This window comes from Corallococcus sp. CA054B (assembly GCF_003611625.1).
GTDB classification, from domain to species: Bacteria; Myxococcota; Myxococcia; order Myxococcales; family Myxococcaceae; genus Corallococcus; species Corallococcus coralloides.
Window position 1 is genome coordinate 18,785 of the sequence record NZ_RAVY01000089.1, and the last position, 18,410, is coordinate 37,194.

Annotated in this window: 15 protein-coding genes; 4 read left to right on the forward strand and 11 right to left on the reverse strand. The window is 70.2% G+C overall.

Translation table 11 applies throughout. The features are described from left to right. Positions 1-51: 51 nt before the first annotated feature. The 3 genes from mdh to D7V80_RS21780 all read right to left on the reverse strand — a co-directional run bounded on the left by mdh (position 52) and on the right by D7V80_RS21780 (position 3,050). On the reverse strand, positions 52-993 hold the full coding sequence (gene mdh / locus D7V80_RS21770; RefSeq protein ID WP_014397307.1) for a malate dehydrogenase: 942 nt from the start codon (positions 991-993) through the stop codon (positions 52-54). Positions 994-1,022: 29 nt separating this feature from the next. Continuing rightward, positions 1,023-2,318 carry an NADP-dependent isocitrate dehydrogenase gene (gene icd, locus D7V80_RS21775; RefSeq protein WP_120589973.1) on the reverse strand — a complete coding sequence of 432 codons (1,296 nt, stop codon included), beginning with the start codon at positions 2,316-2,318 and terminating at the stop codon, positions 1,023-1,025. Positions 2,319-2,498: 180 nt separating this feature from the next. Beyond that, on the reverse strand, positions 2,499-3,050 hold the full coding sequence (locus D7V80_RS21780; RefSeq protein WP_120589974.1) for a HAMP domain-containing histidine kinase: 552 nt from the start codon (positions 3,048-3,050) through the stop codon (positions 2,499-2,501). Between the two features lie 402 nt (positions 3,051-3,452). Between D7V80_RS21780 and D7V80_RS21785 the strand changes: the two genes are divergently transcribed. Both D7V80_RS21785 and D7V80_RS21790 read left to right on the forward strand, forming a co-directional pair. Continuing rightward, a complete protein-coding gene (locus D7V80_RS21785) occupies positions 3,453-5,600 on the forward strand; it encodes a hypothetical protein (protein WP_199738788.1) in 2,148 nt (715 codons plus the stop codon). An 11-nt stretch (positions 5,601-5,611) separates the two neighbouring features. Beyond that, positions 5,612-6,355: a hypothetical protein gene (locus tag D7V80_RS21790; RefSeq protein WP_014397311.1), complete on the forward strand. Its 744-nt coding sequence runs from the start codon at positions 5,612-5,614 to the stop codon at positions 6,353-6,355. 7 nt (positions 6,356-6,362) lie between these two features. Here the strand turns inward: D7V80_RS21790 and D7V80_RS21795 are convergent, their stop codons facing one another. After that, positions 6,363-8,003 (reverse strand): bifunctional 3-(3-hydroxy-phenyl)propionate/3-hydroxycinnamic acid hydroxylase, encoded by a 1,641-nt coding sequence (locus tag D7V80_RS21795; protein WP_120589976.1) that lies wholly within the window; start codon positions 8,001-8,003, stop codon positions 6,363-6,365. Between the two features lie 454 nt (positions 8,004-8,457). Between D7V80_RS21795 and D7V80_RS21800 the strand changes: the two genes are divergently transcribed. Together D7V80_RS21800 and D7V80_RS21805 are read left to right on the forward strand one after the other, a co-directional pair. After that, the gene (locus D7V80_RS21800; protein ID WP_147447172.1) at positions 8,458-9,252 is read left to right on the forward strand and encodes a class I SAM-dependent methyltransferase; all 795 of its coding nucleotides are present in this window, start codon (positions 8,458-8,460) and stop codon (positions 9,250-9,252) included. Between the two features lie 107 nt (positions 9,253-9,359). Continuing rightward, positions 9,360-9,560 (forward strand): hypothetical protein, encoded by a 201-nt coding sequence (locus tag D7V80_RS21805; RefSeq protein WP_120525317.1) that lies wholly within the window; start codon positions 9,360-9,362, stop codon positions 9,558-9,560. Between the two features lie 70 nt (positions 9,561-9,630). Here the strand turns inward: D7V80_RS21805 and D7V80_RS21810 are convergent, their stop codons facing one another. The 7 genes from D7V80_RS21810 to D7V80_RS21840 form a co-directional block, all read right to left on the reverse strand. Further along, the gene (locus tag D7V80_RS21810) at positions 9,631-10,956 is read right to left on the reverse strand and encodes a cytochrome P450 (protein ID WP_120589978.1); all 1,326 of its coding nucleotides are present in this window, start codon (positions 10,954-10,956) and stop codon (positions 9,631-9,633) included. 105 nt (positions 10,957-11,061) lie between these two features. Further along, positions 11,062-12,525: an o-succinylbenzoate--CoA ligase gene (gene menE / locus D7V80_RS21815; RefSeq protein WP_120589979.1), complete on the reverse strand. Its 1,464-nt coding sequence runs from the start codon at positions 12,523-12,525 to the stop codon at positions 11,062-11,064. Positions 12,526-12,566: 41 nt separating this feature from the next. Further along, positions 12,567-13,721: an o-succinylbenzoate synthase gene (gene menC, locus D7V80_RS21820; RefSeq protein ID WP_120589980.1), complete on the reverse strand. Its 1,155-nt coding sequence runs from the start codon at positions 13,719-13,721 to the stop codon at positions 12,567-12,569. Positions 13,722-13,730: 9 nt separating this feature from the next. Then, the gene (locus D7V80_RS21825; protein WP_120589981.1) at positions 13,731-14,651 is read right to left on the reverse strand and encodes a 1,4-dihydroxy-2-naphthoate polyprenyltransferase; all 921 of its coding nucleotides are present in this window, start codon (positions 14,649-14,651) and stop codon (positions 13,731-13,733) included. Further along, the gene (menH, locus tag D7V80_RS21830; protein WP_120589982.1) at positions 14,648-15,499 is read right to left on the reverse strand and encodes a 2-succinyl-6-hydroxy-2,4-cyclohexadiene-1-carboxylate synthase; all 852 of its coding nucleotides are present in this window, start codon (positions 15,497-15,499) and stop codon (positions 14,648-14,650) included. Before menH ends, D7V80_RS21825 begins: the two co-directional genes overlap by 4 nt. Further along, entirely contained in the window at positions 15,490-17,259 is a 1,770-nt protein-coding gene (menD, locus tag D7V80_RS21835; protein ID WP_120589983.1) for a 2-succinyl-5-enolpyruvyl-6-hydroxy-3-cyclohexene-1-carboxylic-acid synthase, read from the reverse strand. The genes menH and menD overlap by 10 nt, the downstream gene beginning before the upstream one ends. Beyond that, positions 17,259-18,410 (reverse strand): isochorismate synthase MenF (locus tag D7V80_RS21840; protein WP_120589984.1); only part of this gene is annotated, 1,152 nt, incomplete at its 5' end. The genes D7V80_RS21840 and menD, both read right to left, overlap by 1 nt.

The following is an 18,410-nucleotide window of genomic DNA, read 5'->3' on the forward strand; positions in this document are numbered from 1 at the left end:
TCAGGCGGGGCCCGCCAGCAGCATTCCGGCGGGCCCACCGACAGCCGGGGACTACAGCTTCACGAGTTCGACGGTGCCCTTGACGGAGGTGAAGGACTTGTTCAGCTCGGCCTTCTCCGCGTCGTTGAGCTCCACCTCGATGATCTTCTCCACGCCGCCCGCGCCGATCTGAGCCGGGACGCCGAAGAAGAAGTCATTGATGCCGTACTGGCCCTTGAGCAGGGCGGCGGCCGGCAGCACGCGCTTGCGGTCGAAGAGGTAGCTCTCCGCCATGGCGATGGAGGAGGACGCCGGGGCGAAGTAGGCGCTGCCCGTCTTGTAGAGGCCCACCAGCTCCGCGCCGCCCTTGCGGGTGCGGTCGATGATGGCGTCCAGCTTGTCCTTGGCGATGAGCTGGGTCAGGGGAACGCCGCCCACGGTGCTGTGGCGCACGAGCGGGACCATGTCGTCACCGTGGCCGCCGAGGACGAGCGCCTCCACGTCACGGATGGACACGCCCAGGGCCTCGGCCACGAAGCACTTGAAGCGGCTGGTGTCCAGCACGCCCGCCATGCCCACGACCATGTTGTCCTTCAGGCCGGCGATCTTGTGGAGCGCGAACACCATCGCGTCCAGCGGGTTGGCCACGTTGATGACGAAGGCGTCCGGGGCGTGCTGCTTGATGTTGCCCGCCACGTCCTTCATGATCTTCAGGTTGACGTCCAGCAGGTCCTCGCGGGACATGCCCGGCTTCCGGGGCACGCCGGCCGTGATGATGATCACGTCCGAGCCCGCGACGTCCTTCCAGTCCGTGGAGCCGGTGACGCGGCTGTCGTAGCCGTCGACCGCGGACAGCTGGTTGATGTCCAGCGCCTTGCCCTTGACCAGGCCCTCGGCCGCCGGGATGTCGTAGAGCACCACGTCGCCAAGGTTCTTCTGGACCGCCAGCAGCGCCAGGTTGCCGCCGATCTGACCGCCGCCGATGAGGCCGATCTTCTTCTTCTTGTGAGCCATGGTTTCGCCCTCCTGCTTTGGGGTGGGGACTACATGTGCTTGATGATGGCCTGACCGAACTCCGAGCACTTCACCTCGGACACGGTCTCCTTCGTCTCCAGCTTCATCAGGCGCGCGAAGTCGTACGTCACGGTGCGCGCCGCGATGGCCTTGTCCATGCCCTTGATGATCAGGTCAGCGGCCTCGTGCCAGCCCATGTGGCGGAGCATCATCTCGCCGGAGAGGATGACGGAGCCCGGGTTCACCTTGTCCAGGTCCGCGTACTTGGGCGCGGTGCCGTGGGTGGCCTCGAAGACGGCGTGGCCGGAGACGTAGTTGATGTTGCCGCCCGGCGCGATGCCGATGCCGCCCACCTGCGCCGCGAGCGCGTCCGACAGGTAGTCGCCGTTCAAGTTGAGCGTGGCGATGACGTCGAACTCGTCCGGACGGGTCAGCACCTGCTGCAGGGTGATGTCCGCGATGGAGTCCTTGATGACGATCTTCCCGGCGGACACCGCGGCCTTCTGCTCGGCGTTGGCGGCCTCCTCGCCCTTGGCGGCCTTGGTGGCCTCCCACTGGTCCCAGGTGTAGACCTTGTCACCGAACTCACGCGCCGCGAGGTCGTAGCCCCACTTGCGGAACGCGCCCTCGGTGAACTTCATGATGTTGCCCTTGTGGACCAGGGTGACGCTCTTGCGCTTCAGGTCCACCGCGTACTGGATGGCCGCGCGCACCAGGCGCTCCGTGCCTTCCTGCGACACGGGCTTGATGCCGATGCCCACGTTCGCCGGGAAGCGGATCTTGCCCGCCTCCTTGGGGAACTCCTGCTTCAGCCAGCCCAGGAACTTCTCCGCCTGCGCGGTGCCGGCCTCGAACTCGATGCCCGCGTAGATGTCCTCCGTGTTCTCACGGAAGATGACCATGTCCACCTTGTCCGGCTGCTTCACCGGAGAGGGCACGCCCTTGAAGTAGCGCACGGGGCGCAGGCAGACGTACAGGTCCAGCATCTGGCGCAGCGCCACGTTCAGGGAGCGGATGCCACCGCCCACCGGCGTCGTCAGCGGGCCCTTGATGCCCACCAGGTACTCGCGGAACGCGGCGACCGTCTCGTCCGGCAGCCAGTTGTTCACCTGCTTGAAGGACTTCTCACCGGCCAGCACTTCGTACCAGGAGATCTTCTTCTTGCCGCCGTAGGCCTTCTCCACCGCCGCGTCGAACACGGCCTGCGAAGCCTTCCAGATGTCGCGGCCGGTGCCGTCGCCCTCGATGTAGGGGATGATCGGGTTGTTCGGAACGGTCAGCTTGCCGTTCTGCAGGGTGATCTTCTCGCCAGAGGGAGGCGCCATGAACGCAAACTCCTGATTGAAACCGGGGTGTTTAGAGGCGGCGGATAGTCGAGAACCCGCCCCCGGTCGTCAAGGAGTTTGGCCGCACGTCCCCCTGGGTTGGGCGCACCCGGGGTGCGCCGCGCTTATCGCAGCCAATGGTCCGGAAGCAGGATCGTCTTTCCGGATCTGGACGCGGAACTAGAAGCTCGCGAGCCCCGGCGCCGGCAGGACGACGCTCACGGCCGTCCCCTCCTCCAGGCGCTCCACGGCCAGCTCGCCGCCCATGGCGTCCACCAGCTCCCGCGCGCGGGCGAGCCGCCGCTGGGTGCTGCCCACGCGCAGGGGCGACAGCACCACGGAGCGCGTCTCCCGTTCGGAGAGGCTCACGCCCGGCATCAGCACCTGGAAGCGGGGCCCCACGTCCCCGAAGTCGTCCGGCGGATCCACCACCACGCGCACGGAAGGCGCCTCGGACGGGGCCACGTCCGCCGCATGGGCGACGAGCAACAGGAGCACCTGCTCCAGGCGGCGCCGGCTGACCCGGGCGATCACCGGATCCTCGGGGAGCTCCAGCGCCACCTCCATGCCGCGCAGCCGCCGCGTCGCGCCGAGCAGCCCCAGCGCGTCCCGCACGCACACCGCCACGTCCACCTGGAAGACGTCGGGAAGGTCCACGGACTCGAGCCCCTGGCCACCGGACGAGGCTCCCGCGTCCCCCGGCGATCCCATCACATCCAGCGCTGCGCTCATTCGCGGCTCCCTTCCCCAGCCAGTCCCAGAAGTGCCGACCATAACGGCCACCCCTGACAGGGTCCATTGCCCGTCAGCCCCGGAGCGCCACCCCTTATTCAGGTGAAGGAGGGTTACAGCCCCGCGCCACTTTGCTGATAAGGATGCGCACGCTGGGTCCGGGTTGCTCCTCGGAAAACCCGTATACGCCGGGTCAACCGCAACCCATGGTGAGTCACGGGCAGGGACGGAAAAACAGCCCCGGCATATAAATTCGATTTGACTGTTACGGCCGAGATCTTCAATATGTCTTCCCAGAATCCAGAGCCGTCAGCGTCTCCAGTGAATCAGGGAGGAAGTGTTGTGCTCGCAACATCGCCGACCACCAATGGTGTCGCTGCCCGCAAGAGGGGAGTCCTGACGATGGATGGAGGGATCCCGGCATCCTCGAAGTTCCGGCATGCGATCGAATTCGGCAGTGGCGATGCGCTGCGCAACGTGATTCCCCTTCCCCCCGCTGAAGCCGCCCTGGATGACTCGGGCTATTCGCTGCACGGCAGCGGTCCCACGGCCATCACCTGCGCGGTGGGCCGGCCGGACGCGGTGCTGGGTGAAGTGACGCGGCTGTCCCCGACGGTGGTGTGGGTGGCCCCGCGGCAGCCGCTGGCGGACCCCACCGAGTCGCGCACCTTCCCGGTGTACCTGGCGTGCAACGGCGCCACGATTGGTCCGCTCAATGGCGCCTTCATCCGGACGGACATGGACGTCCCGAACGCGCCGGTGGGCCTGCAGCTGGTGGGCGTGACGCTGGAGCAGGGCCGGCAGATCCTGGGCTTCCTGTCGGACGCGCTCCGCCAGGGCGTGGCGGTGCCGGCGGCCTCCGCGCTGCCCGTGCAGGACATCATCACGGACGCGGAGCGGATCCGCTCCATCTTCACCGCCATCTGCGCGGCCGGGAACAAGGGCGTGCTGCGCCGCCAGGGCCGGGTGGTGCGCATGGTGCTGGAGCGCTTCCACGCCTCTTCCGGTCAGCTGGAGTGGCGCACGGAGGAGTCCACCCCGGACTTCGGCGAGCCGGCGTACGACATCGACGTCATCGGCTACAACTCCGCCTACCGCCTGCGCGTGGAGACGGGCCGGACCGAGGGTGACCGCCTCTTCACCCCGCTGCCCGAAGAGCTGTTCCGCATCCGTCACCGCTGGCACCGCCGCGTCCCCGCCCCCGAGGGCGTGCACGCCCGGTTCCACCACCCGCTCTGGCGGGAGCAGGGGCTGATGCGCCGCGAGGTGCTGGACCTGTCCTTCTCCGGCCTGTGCATGCGCTGCCAGCCGCAGGACCTGCTCTTCCCCGGCCTGCTGCCGCCCCTCATCGAGCTGGAGCTGGGCGACGGCCAGCGGGTGAGCGTGCGCGGGGAGATCCGCTACGTCAGCAGCCTGCGCGCGGACGGCACCGTGCTGTGCGGCCTGAGCGTGCTGCCCTACTCTTCCGACGAGGCGCGCTGGGTGCGCTTCGTGTCCCAGACGATGTCTCCGGCCACGCGCACCAGCGAGGGCCTGGTGGATCAGCTGTGGGACCTGTTCAACCGCTCCGGCTTCTTCAGCCTGGGTGGCAGCACCCCGGCGGAGTTCGAGGAGCTGAAGCAGAACTTCGCGTCGCTCGCGAAGCGCGCCGCGGAAGTGCCGCAGCTGTTCTGCAACGCGGTGTGGCCGTCCGAGCGCGGCATCGAAGCGACGCTGTCCTTCACCAAGCCGTACCGCAACGCGTGGCTGGGCCACCAGGTGGCGAAGCGGCCCGGCAGGCCGCCGGAGGGGCTGAAGGAGGCGGGCGCCATCATGCGCGACCTCTACCTGCGCACCTTCGAGCACCCGCAGAGCGACCCGGACTTCCACTGGGTGGTGGCCTACGTGGAGGCCCTCAACCCGTGGATCAACAAGGCGCACGTGAAGTACGCGCAGCGTCAGATGGAGGCCGGTTCGTCCCTGGCCTACACGCGGAAGATCCAGAAGATGAAGGCCTTCAGCAATGAGCTGACCGGCCGCGTGCACCCGTACACGGTGGGGCCCGCCACCGCGAGCGAGCTGAGCCTGCTGGCGGCGACCATCGCCCAGCAGTTCCCCGAGTGCTACGTGCAGTCGTTGGACCTCACCCGGGACCGGCTGGACATGGGGCCCGTCACGGCGAAGTGGAAGAGCTTCGGCATGGAGCGCGAGCGCACCGTCCTGGTCGCCCGCCGCGATGGCGTCCCCCACGCCGCCGCCGTGGTGGAGCTGGGCCAGCTGGGCGCGAACCTCTTCCGCCTGCTGGACAACACGCGCCTGTTCTCCCTGCTGGGGGATGGCACGCGCGCGTACTCGGCGCTCCTGGACGCCGCGCGCCGCTGGTACGCCGCGCGCAACCGCCCCTCCTTCCTCTATCTGCGCGAGGACGAGGGCGGCGACTACGTGCAGGAGTGCGGCCTGCACGACGGGCCGGATCCCTACCTGTGGATCATCTCCGCCAAGCTCGTTCCGGACTTCCTGGAGCACATCAGCGAACTCACCATCGGGCGCCGTGGTGCCCACTCCCGTTGAGGATTCCCCCCATGACCAAGCCCCTCGTCGAAGAGCAGTACCTCCCCCACGTCACCGACGTCCGTCACCTGCTGGCGACCGGTCCCCACGTGACGACGCTGCTGGACCCCAACGTGGAGCCCGCCCTGCTGGAGGCCTTCCTCATCCAGTTGTGTGCCCTGGGCGTCTACATGACGGAGCCCGTGGACGGGTGGATCCGCCGCGCCGGTGAGGCGTGCGTGAAGGCGGGGATGGTGGACGTGGGCGAGAAGCTCATCACCCACGCCAAGCACGAGGCCGGTCACCACCTGATGATGGTGGAGGACACGAAGAACCTGGTGGCCAGCTGGAACGCGCGCCGCTTCCCCAAGCTGGACGCGGAGGCCCTGATGGCGCAGGCCCCCACCCGGGCCATGCAGGAGTACCGGGAGATCCACGAGGAGACCATCGCGGGCCCCATGCCGGGCGGCCAGGTCGCCATCGAGTACGAGATCGAGAACCTGTCGGTGGTGTTCGCGCCCCGGCTGATCGAGCAGTGCAAGGCCGTGCTGGGCCCGGACGTGATGAACTCGCTGTCGTTCATCAAGGAGCACGTGGAGCTGGACGTGGGCCACACGGCGCTCAACGAGGTCATGCTCAACAAGCTGCTGGGCCAGAAGCCCGAGCACGCGGCGACCATCGCGAAGACGGGCGCCCGTGCCCTGGACATCTACCTGCGCTTCTACGGCGACTGCATGGCGAAGGCGAAGCAGCTGCTCCAGTCCGCCGCCGCCTGAGGACGCCTCAGGCCCCGAGCTGCGCCGCCCGCCGGGAGCCGCGGTTGCCCCAGCGGGTGAGCGGGCGGATGGCCTGCTTCAGCGAGGCATGGACCTGCGCGACGCCCGCGCTGTTCGTGGCCGCGTAGACGTAGCGGTCCGGGCGCAGGACGACCAGGTCCGAGCCGTGCTGGGCGAACCACTCGCCCAGCCTGCCCTCCAGGTCCACCACCTCGCCGGAGCGGCCCGCGCCGGAGCGCGCCGCCGGCGCCACGGACAGCCACACGCCGCCGATGTCCTCCGCCAGCGCCCTGGCGGCCTGCTGGACGTCCGCGGGCGCACCCGGCCGCGTGAGCACCGCGAAGCGGTGGCCGATGACGTCATCCAGCGGGCGCTCCCCTTCCTCGCCGTGCTCCACGCGCGGCTGCGGGAAGTAGGCGCCCTCCGCGGCGTGCTTGGACTTGCCGCGCTTGCCGCCGAAGAGGAACCCCTCCGCGTGGAAGAGGTTCGGCTTCATCTTGTACTCGCGGATGAAGGGGCCGGTGACGGGCATGTGGTACAGCAGCTTGATGAAGGCGTTGCGCGCGCGGGCCATGAACGGGCCGCCCGACGCCAGCATCGAGCCCAGCGAGTCCGACAGGCGCATCATCTCCGCGGCGTGCGGCCGGCGCTCCACCTCGTAGGTGTCCAGCAGCGATGCGTCCGCCGCGCCGCCCAGCACGTGCGCCAGCTTCCAGGTGAGGTTCGCCGCGTCGCGCAGGCCGGAGCACAGGCCCTGCCCCAGGAACGGCGGCATCAGGTGCGCCGCGTCTCCGAGCAGGAACACCCGACCCACGCGCCACTTCTCCGCCATGCGGCTGTGGTAGGCGTAGAGGTTGACGCTCTTCACCTTCACGGTGTCCGGGTCGATGAAGGGCGCGATGATGCTGCGCACGTACTCGGGGGTCTTCACGTACTCCAGGTCCTGCCCCGGCTTCACCACCGTGTCGAAGCGGATCTCGTCGTGCGCGGTGCGCGTCACGATGCCCACGCGCTCCGGGCCGCAGGGGTAGTAGGTGAAGTCCGGCGCGGACGACTGCGTCTCCACGGAGACGGCCAGCGCGTGCTCCAGCGCCGTGGTGCCCTCCAGCTTCAGGCCCAGCCGGCGGCGGATGCTGCTCTTGGCGCCGTCGCACGCGAGCAGGTAGCGCGCGCGCACCGTCATCGCGCGGCCATTGACGTTGTCCTTCACGCGCACGGACACGCCTTCGTCGTCCTGCATGAAGGACTCGACTTCGTGGCCGCGCCACATGCTGACGTGCGCGAAGCGCTCCATGCCCCGGTGCAGCGAGGCCTCCAGACGGGGTTGGTTGAAGAGCGAGCCGATGGGGTGGCCGTTGGGGCGCTCCACCTTGGTGAAGTCCACCTCGGCGAGCATCCGCATCTCGTCATCCACGTAGGTCATCTTCAGGCACGGGTGGAAACCCGGCCCCAGCTCGCCCGTGAGACCCGCGGCCTGGAAGATGCGCTGCGCTTCGTCGTCCGCGTTGATGGCGCGGGACTGCGTGTGCGCGGTGGTCTCCTTCTCGATGACCACGGTGCGCAGGCCGTACTGGCCGAGCAGGTTCGCAGCCATGGCACCCACCGGGCCGCTTCCGACGACGATCACATCAACAGATTCCGGAGCCATTACTCCCTCCCGTTGTGTGCCAGCTGATCCGTTTTGAACCGTGCGACCGAGCGACCGAGCGACCGAAGCCCCCCTCGGTCGTAAGTAATAATACCTATAAACTCCGGCAACCCCACTCCGGAAACGCTGTTTCAACGCGTTCCTGGATGCCTGCCCCCCGAGTCATAAACACCCGGGCTGCGTCATCCCGACCGCCTGATAATCAAACGCACCCCTCCAGAAACCTTGCAGGGGCTGATCAGCGCTCGCGGTCCGCTGTCTGCCTTTCGCACAGTGATTTCCTGCAAGGCTTCAAAGTTTTGCGGAGGCGGCAGGAATTGTGCGGACTGATGGGATTCCCGAGGCGGCGGATGTGTGCCAATGCCCCTGGAAGGCGCCCCTTGTACGTCGCTCCGGACTGCGGGACAGTGCGGGAGTTGTCTCCCCCCTGAGCCCCTTGGAGCGCCCAGCGATTATGCCCAGACTGCAACTTTTTGAATTGGAGGATCAGCCCTGGTTCCCGAAGGTGCTGCGCCGGGGGGTGACGGACTTCCTCGCGTACGTATGGAGCCTGTCGGATGACCGCTATTCGGAGTTCGTGAAGCGGCTCAAGGGCGCGATGGCGGCGATGGGCGAGACGCAGCTGTTGGACATGGCGTCCGGCAGCGCGGGGCCGGTGCCGAAGCTGCTGGAGATGCTGGAGTCGCAGGAGGGCTACCAGGCCACGGCGCTCCTGACGGACCTGTACCCGGAGGTCTCCGCGTTCGAGAAGGCGAAGGCGGCGAACCCGGGCCGCATCGACTACGTGACGACGCCGGTGGACGCGACGGCGGTGCCCGCGACGTACAAGGGCTTCCGCATCATGTGCAATTCGTTCCACCACCTGCCGCCGGACATGGCGCGCAAGGTGCTGGCGGACGCCGTGGCCCAGCGCCGGGGCATCGCCATCATGGAGCTGGTGGAGCGGCGCGGGCCGGCCATCGCGATGACGGCGGCGGCGCTGATCAACGTGCCGCTGACGACGCCGTTCATCCGCCCCGTGCGCGCGGACCGGCTCGCCCTCACCTACCTCATGCCGCTCATCCCCATCGCGGCGGCGTTCGACGGCGTGGTGTCCTGTCTGCGCACGTACTCCGTGGAGGAGATGCGCGAGCTCACCCACGGCCTGAGCGACGACTACATCTGGGAAATCGACCGGCTCACCAACCCGGGGAACCCCTTCGGCATGATGATGCTCATTGGCCGACCCGCTACCCCCTCGCAGGCCTGAGTGGCCTGTCAGCAGGAGGTCACTGACGCCCCGGGCCGACGCGGGGCGTCGTGATTTCCTGGTTTGAAGGGGGTTCAATGGCCGCTCCTTCAACGAGGAGCAGGCTCATGGAATGGCTCGAATTCAAGCGCTGGTCTCCCGAAGTCCAGCACGCGCTGGCACTGCAGGCGGCCCGGTTGGGCCAGACGGCGATGCACGCCGAGCCGCCGCGGCCATCCGCGACGATGGTCGCCGCGCACCGCCTGTGCACGCTGCTGCGCCAGTATCCGCGCACCAACCCCTGGGGACACCCCGCGTCGGAGTGCTGAGACGCGGGCTGAAGCACCCGGCCCGTCCGTGGGGGCACCACGGGCGGGGCGGGAGCAGTGAGGGCGGCTTTCAGGTCCCGGTGGGGGTCCAGTTCACACGCAGGTGCTGGATGGTGCGGATGGTCAGCGACTGCGTGTGGCCGAAGTCCGGGTTCTCCTCCAGCTTCAGGTCCGGGAGCTGATCCAGCAGCAGGTTGGTGGCGATGAGCGCCTCCAGCCGCGCGAGCGGCGCCCCGATGCAGAAGTGGATGCCCCGGCCGAAGCCCAGGTGCGTCGGGTGGTGCCGGGAGATGTCGAAGTGGTCGCCGTCCGCGAGCAGCGCGGGATCACGGCTTCCGGACGCGTAGAGCAGCAGCAGCCGCGAGCCCTTGGGCAGCGCGACGCCCGCGAGCTCCACGTCCTCCATGGTGGTGCGGATCATCCCGTGCGCCACGGAGTCAAAGCGCAGCGTCTCCTCGATGAGGTGCGGCACCAGCGAGCGGTCCTCGCGCAGCTTCTGCCAGAGGCCGGGCTGGAGCAGGGCCTGCTTCCAGCACTGGGCGAGCAGCGCCGTCGTCGTTTCGTGGCCCGCCGCCAGCATGCTTCCGGCGATGGCGATGATCAGCTCCGGCAGCGTGAGCGCTTCGCCGTCCGCGTCGGTGGTGACCAGGTAGCTGATCAGGTCGTCGCGGGGTTCGTCCGTGCGGTCGCGGATGAGGCGGGCGACGTAGTGCTGGAAGGTGACCCAGCTGCGGGCGAGCGGCGGCTGCTCTTCCGCGGGGACGCGGGTGAAGATCATCCGGAAGAAGTCGTCACACCAGCGCTTGATGTCCGCCATGTCCTCCTGGGGAACGCCCGCCATGCCCAGGATGACCCGCACGGGCAGCGGGTACGCGAACTCCGTCACCAGGTCCGCGTGCCCCTTGCGCGCGAAGGCCTGGACGAGTTCCTCGGAGACGGCGCGGATGGGGGCTTCCTGCGCGGCGATGCGCTGGGCGGAGAAGCCGCGGCCCAGCAGCTTGCGCAGCCGGGTGTGCGCGGGCGGATCCGAGTTGATCAGGCTGTCCGCCAGGGGATAGCCCTCAGCGAGCACGGCGAGCGTCGCCGGAGACAGCACCGAGCCCATGTTGCCCAGGTCCGCCGACGAGTAGCGCGTCGGATCCTTGAGCACGTGGCAGATGTCCTCGTAACGGCTCACCAGCCACATCCCCAGCATGGGGTTGTAGCTGACGGGCGCGTCCTGTCTCAGCTGCGCGTAGAACGGATGTGGATCCTCGACGTGCGGTCCCGCGAACGGGTTGTACTGGGCGCCCAGATGGGGGCACTTCATCGCGCCAGCGGCTTTGCTGGCGTGCGCATCGATGTGGATCGCCTCGGACTGCCCATCCACCTTCACTGCTTCCACTGCGGTACTCACCGTGAGCTTCCTCTCAGGATCCCCCCACAACGGAATATTATAACCCAACCTGACAGGTCTACTCAGCGAGTCCTGCGAGCCCCATCCATCAGGAATTCAGGGTTGCTAGGACCCAGGCTGATACAGGGGATGAGACCGGGCGTGTTCCCTTAGGACGGGGCGCTCCACCTTGCTCATGGCGTTCCGAGGCAGTGTTTCAATTGCGACAAAGCGAGTGGGCACCTTGAAGCGCGCCAGGGACTGGCGGCACCAGGCGTCCAGGTCCTCGGGGAGGGCGTGGCCGGGGCGCAGGACGACGAAGGCCACGGGGACCTCGCCCCAGTGGGAGTCCGGCACGCCGACGACGGCGGATTCCAGGATGGCCGGGTGGTTGGCGAGGACGGCTTCGATTTCGGCCGGGTAGAGGTTCTCCCCTCCCCGCACGATGAGGTCCGTGCGGCGCGACAGGAGGGTGAGGCGCCCCTTCGCGTCCAGGACGCCCACGTCGCGGGTGCGCAGCCAGCCGTCATGGAAGGCGTCGCGGGAGGCCTCGCGCTGGCGCCAATAGCGGGCCATGAGCGTGGGGCCGCGGACCTCCACGTCCCCTTCCTGGCCTTCACCGAGCGTCTCCCCGTCCGTCCCCACGATGCGGACCTCCAGTCCCGGGAGAGGCGGACCCGCGGTGCGGCCATCCGCTTCGCCGGGGCGTTCGGTGGTGACCTGGGAGCAGGCCTCGGTGAGGCCGTAGGTCTGGAGGGCCAGGAGTCCCGCGGCCCGTGCCCTCGTGAGTAGGGCCGTCGGGACGGGACCTCCGCCAATGAGCGCGCATTGAAAGGTCGCGGGCAGCCTGCGGTCCTGTCGCGCGTCCAGCACCCGCTCCAACGTGGTGGCGACGAAACTGGCGTGGGATGCGCCCTCCGTGTCGATGGAGCGGTTGACGGCGTCCGCGTCGAAGCGCTCGTGCAGGAGGAGGCAGCCGCCCTCGTAGGCGGTGCGAGTGAGCATGGCCAGGCCGCCAACGTGGAACAAGGGCAGCGTGCCCAGCCAGCGCGGTGCGGGGTGCTCACCCAGGTTCGCCGCGGAGGCGCGGCATGAGGCGCGGAAGGCGCCTTCCGTGAGCACGACGCCCTTGGAACGCCCCGTCGTCCCGCTGGTGAAGAGGATGACCCGGGCCGTGTCCGCGTCCCATGCGCGCTCGGGCACGGAGCTGGCCGTCACACCGTCGGGGACGGACTCCAGGACCACTGCTTCCGGGAGCCGGTCGCGCAGGCCTCCTAGTGCCAGCGTGAGCCGGGGCTCGACATCTTCCAGCAGGGGGCGCAGTTCCGCCGGGGTGAGCCGGGCGTTGAGCGGCGCGAATATCGCGCCCAGGCGGCCCAGCGCCCAGAAGAGGAAGGTCACCGCCGGGTGGCTCGTGGACAGCAGGGCCACGCGTTGCCCCTGGTCCACGCCTCGCGCGGCCAGGGCCCCCGTCCAGCGCGTCACCTCTTCGTCCAGCGCGCGGAAGGTCCAGGTCTGTCCCGCGAAGCGCAGCGCTTCCGCATGGGGACGCAGCCGCGCGCCTTCGCGGATGGGGCAGTCGTAGATCATGGCCAGGCAGCTCCGTGAGTAGAACGGCCGCGGCTCACGGCTTAGCGGTCCCCAATGAGGTCCGGGCTCAGTCCCAGCCCAGGCAGGTCGCGCAGCCGTACGAGTCCCCGCATGGGTTGATACGGATGATCCTTCGGCTCGTCCGCGAAGAGCCGCCCCACGGCGAGGCCGGAAGCCAGGTCTCCTGACGGCAGCGCGGAGGCCAGATGCGCGGCGCCCGCTCGGGCCACCACGCCGTCGATGGAGCTGGTGACGTACGCGTGCATGCCCAGGCGGGCCGCTCGCAGCGCCACCACCATGGAGGGCAGCAGCCCGCCGAGCACCATCGGCTTGATCACCACCGCGCCCACCGCCGGTCCGCCGCCCAGGTCCATCGTGAGGAGCGTGCGCACCGCCGCGGGCGTGGCGAGCGTCTCGTCCGCGGCGATGATGCACGGGGCGCGGCGCTGCACCCGCCACAGCGCCTGCAGATCCTCCGGCGGCGTGGGCTGCTCCACCAGCTCCAGGTCGTACCAGCCCAGCCGATCCAGGGCGCGGTTGGCTTCGGGCTCCGTCCAGCCGCCGTTCGCGTCCAGCCGCAGGCGCACGCGGGGACCCACCGCTTCGCGCACGGCCCGGACCCGGGCTTCGTCCGCGTCCAGCGAGCGGCCCGCGACCTTCACCTTCAGCGTCTGATAGCCCTCCTCCACCGCCGCTCGCGCTTCCTGGGCCAGGGCCTCCGGTTCCTCCGCGCCCAGCAGCGCGTTCACCAGGACCTCCTGCCGCGCCTCCTCCGCGAGCAGCCAGCACAGGGGGATGCCCTTGCGCTGGGCCACCAGATCCAACAGCGCCAGCTCCAGGCCGTGCTGCGCGGCGGGGACGGGCTCCTCCGGGTCGATGCCGCGGATCCGCGCGCCGCGCTGGCGAACCTCTTCGCTGGCGGACGGGACGAGCGTGGCCTCGACGCCCTCGATGCTGTCCTCCAGCGTCTGCCCCTTGAGGGAGCTCAGCCACCCGCGCAGCACCGTGTGGGTGATGGCCAGGGACTCCGTGCCGAACTCGGGCAGCGGCATGGATTCACCCTGCCCTATGCGGCCCTCCTCGTCGCGCAGCCGCACGAGGAACCCGTCGCGCGTGGCGTAGGTGCCCCTCGCCGTCTTCAGGGGGTTGGCCAGCGTGAGGTGCAGCGGGGTGAGCGTCGCTTCGATGATGCGCATGACGCTCCTTCAGCGCAGGTACAGCCCGACCGCGAACAGCAGCCCGAACACCATCTGCAGCTTCGCCGTCCCGCCCAGCGCGGGGTTGAGCGCCGCGCCCTCGGACTTCAACATCAGCTTCAGCGGCGGCACCACCAGCGGCAGGCTCAGGAGCGGAAGGAAGACCCAGGCGCTCGCGTAGCCCCTGGCGAACAGCACGAACGGCGTGACGTAGGAGGCCACCAGCAGCAGCACGTACTCAGCCCTGCCGAAGCCCTGGCCGAAGCGCACCGCCATCGTGCGCTTGCCGGCCTTCACGTCCGTGCTCGCGTCACGCTGGTTGTTCACCACGATGAGGCACGTGCCGATGGCGCCCACCGGCACCGACGCCCACCAGGCCGCCGGGCTCACGACGCCGGCCTGCACGTAGTACGTGCCCGTCACCGCGACGATGCCGAAGAAGATGAGCACGAACAGGTCGCCCAGGCCGAGGTAGGCCAGCGGAAACGGGCCTCCCGTGTACGCGTAGCCGCACAGCAGCGAGGCCACCCCGATGGCCACGATGGGCCAGCCGCCCACCGCCACCAGGTACAGGCCCACCAGCGTCGCCAGCGCGAAGCACCCGAGGCCCCCCAGCAGCACCGTGCCCGGCGCGATGAGCCCGCTCTGCGTCACGCGCTTGGGCCCCAGGCGCTCCTCGGTGTCCGCGCCCTTCTTGTAGTCGTAGAAGTCGTTGATGAAGTTGGTGCCGATCTGGATCAGCACCGCGCCCACGAGCGCCGCGAGCGCGGGCAACAGGCGCCCCACGCCGTTGCTGTACGCGAGCGCCGTGCCCACCAGCACCGGCACCGCGCCCGCCGTCAGCGTCTTCGGACGCACGGCCATCAGCCACGTCTTCAGCGTGGGCCGGGGACGCGCCGCATCGGGAGGAGTGCTCACCAGGGTTGTCACGAGTGGGTCGCCTCGCGCGCCAGGATGGCGTGTTCGAACTGCGGCGCTTCGTACCAGGGCGTCTGGAGGAACGAGAGCACTTCGCGCACGTACTCCTCCGGCGCCTCCAGGTGCGGGGCGTGGGTGACCCCCGCGAAGGCGTGGCGCCACACCACCGGCAGCTCCGCCGCCATGCGCCTCGCCAGGTTCGTGAACTTCACGTCCTGCTCACCGGTGAGCAGCAGCGTGGGCAGCCGCTGGCGGTGCAGCTCCGGCCAGTAGTCCGGCTGCACGCCCAGGCCCAGGGTCTCCAACGCTCCGGCCAGGCCATCCGCCGTGCATGCCTTGCGGCGCTCGCGCAGCGCGGCCTGCTCCGGCTCAGGCAGGCGGCGCAGTCCGTCGAAGAGGGGCAGCGCCTCCCACCGCTCCACGAAGGCGTCCACGCCCTTCGTGCGGATGAAGTCCACGAGCTTCGCGTCGGCCTCGCGCCGCTCGGAGCGCTCCTGGCGACGGTGCAGCCCGGGGGAGCCGCTCTCCATGATCAGCCGGCCGAAGCACTCCGGCGCGCGCACCGCGGCGCCCAGCGCGACCCGCGCGCCCTGCGAATAGCCGAGCAGATCCACGTGGCCGCCCAGCTCGCGCGCCAGCTGGACCACGGCGTCCACCGTCTCCAGGAACCCGTCGCGCCCCACCCTCTCCGGCAGCGGCGTGCGGCCGTGGCCGGGCAGGTCCACCGCCACCATGCGCACGGAGCGGCCGAGCAGCGGACGCAGGTGCTCGAACGAAGCGCCGCTGCCGGTGAAGCCGTGCAGCGCCAGGAGCGTATGGGGGCCATCGCCCCAGATGTCATAAGCGAGCGTCACGCCCATGGTCCTTCTCCCAGTGCGGCGGTCATCCGCGCGAAGAGGTGTCGGTGCGCATCCACGTTGGTCGCCCGGTCCACCAGGACCTCCACCAGGTGGAGTCCGCCCTCCAGCCCGGTGCGCACCGCCGCGCGCAGGGCCGCGGGCGTCGTGGGCCGCTCGAAGCGAGCCCCCGCGAGCGCCGCCGCGTGCGACAGGTCCACGCCGTGCGGCGTGCCGAAGAGGGCCTCGAACTCGTCCGGCTTCGCCACCTGCGCCAGCGGCAGGAAGGAGAAGATGCCGCCGCCGTCGTTGTTCACCACCACGATCGTCAGGGGCACGCGCGCCCGCGCCGCGGAGACGAGCCCGCCCACGTCATGCAGGAGCGCCAGGTCGCCGGACAGGAGCACCGCGGGCCGTCCCGCCGCCGCAGCCATGCCCGCCGCGCTGGACACGATGCCGTCGATGCCGTTGGCCCCGCGGTTCGCCAGCACACGCAGCGGCACGCCGCCACCATGGGCGAACGCGTCCACCGCGCGGATGGGCATGCTGCTGGACACGAAGAAGAGCGCGTTCGCCGGCAGCGCCGCCACCACCTCGCGCGCCAGCCGGGGCTCGGTCAGCACGCCGGGCTGTTCTGCAATCGCCGTCTCCAGCGCGTTGCGCGCAACCCGCTCCGCGTTGACGAAGTCCTGCGCCCAGCGGCCGGGGCCTCGCGACAGCCCTTCCGTCAGCGCACGGCACGCGAGCACCGCGTTGCCCTCCAGCACCCGCGTGGCCTGGTGCGCCGGGTCGTACAGCGCGCCCTCGTCGCTGAAGACGGTGATGTCCGCGCCGGAGGCGTCCAGCCACTGCTGCGGCGACTTGGGCGTCAGGCCTCCGCCGAAGCGCAGCACCAGCTCCGGCGTGTGGCCGCGCGTGAACGGCTCATGGCGCAGGAGCGCGTCGTAGAGCGACACCGTCAGCGGGCCGCCTCCATAGCGCGCCTGCGACGTGGCCTCGGCGAGCACCGGGTAGCCCGTGGCCAGGCTCAGCGCGGTGATGGCCTCCGCGAAGCCGTCGTCCTCGTCGCGGGGGCCGCACACGATGACGCCGCGCTCGGTGGCGGCGATGCGCGTACGCACTTCCTCCAACGCCGCCGCGTCCGGAGCCCGCGACGCCTGCGCGATGCGGGTGAGGGGCGCGTCCGTCCGCCCTTCCCTCGCGAGCGCCGTCAGCTTCTCCGCGCCGAAGTCCTGCGCGATGGGCGCCAGCGGTTCGCGGAACGGCACGTTGAGCTGCACGGCGCCTCTGGGGGCGCGGCACGCGGTGCTCACCGCGCGGGCGGCCGTGGCCCGCAGGTGCGCGATGGCGGGGCTGCTCGCCTCGGGCATGCCCATGTCCGCGAACATCCTCGCGAAGTCACCGTAGAAGCGCGCCTGGGGCACCGTCTGCGGCGCGCCCCAGCCCTGCAGCTCCAGCGGCCGGTCCGCCGTGAGGATGATCAGCGGCACCTGGGCCATGGCCGCTTCGATGACGGCCGGGAAGAAGTGCGCGCCCGCGGAGCCACTCGTCGCGACCAGCACCACCGGCTGACGCGACTGCTTCGCCATGCCCAGCGCGAAGAAGCCCGCGCTCCGCTCGTCGATGACGGACCAGGCGCGCAGACCCGGAGTGTGCGCGCAGGCGAGCGCCAGCGCGGACGAGCGCGAGCCCGGACACACCACCGCGTGCCGCACGCCGCCCCGCACCAGCTCCTCCAGGAGCGCTCGCGACCACAGCACGTTGAGGTTGGCGTCCAGAGACATCACCGGCCCCCCAACGCGCGCAACATCGCCAGACTCTTCATCTCCGTCTCCCGCCACTCGGACTCCGCGCTGGAGCCCGCGACGATGCCCGCGCCCACGAAGAGCCGGGCCTTCGCCCCGCGCACCAGCGCCGAGCGCAACGCCACCACCAGGTGCGCACGCCCGGGGCCCACCCAGCCCACCGGTCCCGCGTACCAACCCCGGTCCAGCGACTCGTGCTCCACCAGGAACGACAGCGCGCGCTCGCGCGGCGTGCCGCCCACCGCGGGCGTGGGGTGCAGCGCCGTGACGACCTTCGCGGTGTCCACGCCGTCCGCCAGCTCCGCGCGGATGCCCGTGCGCAGGTGCACCACGTTCTTCAGCGCGAGCACCGACGGCTGCGCGTCCGCGGACACGCTCGCCGCCACCGGCGTCAGCGCCTGGAGGATGTAGCGAACCACCGCTTCATGCTCGCGCCGATCCTTGTCGCTCGCGTCCAGCGCATCCGCGCCGCCCGGCGCCGCGGACCCCGCGAGCGCTTCCGTCTCCAACTTGCGCCCATCCACCCGGCACAGCGTCTCCGGCGTCGCGCCCAGGAAGCCCGTGCCGTCCGGCGCGCGGAAGAGGAACGTCGCGCATCGCGGGTTCTGCTCGCGCAGCCGCGCCAGCACGTCCACCACGTCGAAGGGCTCCGGCCCCTCCGCCTCCAGCGCCCGCGCCAGCACCACCTTGTGCAGCTGGCCCGCGCCAATGGCCTCCACCGCGCGGTCCACCAGCGCCTCGAAGTCCGGCCGCGACGAAGCCGTGCGCAGCGCGACCGGCGCGCCCACCGGATGGCGGTAGGACGGAGGGAAGGACGCTCGCACGCGCTCCAGCCGCGAGCGCACCACGTCCTCCGCGCCCGGCCCCTCCGGCGCGAAGACCGCGACCGCCAGCGCGCTGCCCTCGCGCCACACCAGCACCTCCGGCAGCGTCCAGCGCGCCAGCCCATGCGAGCGCCACTCGCCATCCACCGGCTGCGTGGGACTGAAGCGCATGCCGCCGAACCAGGGGCCCGGCAACCGAGGAGACACCGCGCCCAGCCACCGCACGCTGTCGTGTCCGAGCGCGCCCAGCACCGCCGCCAGCTCGCCGGGCGCATGTGCCTCGAGCACGCCCGCCTCGCCCCACCC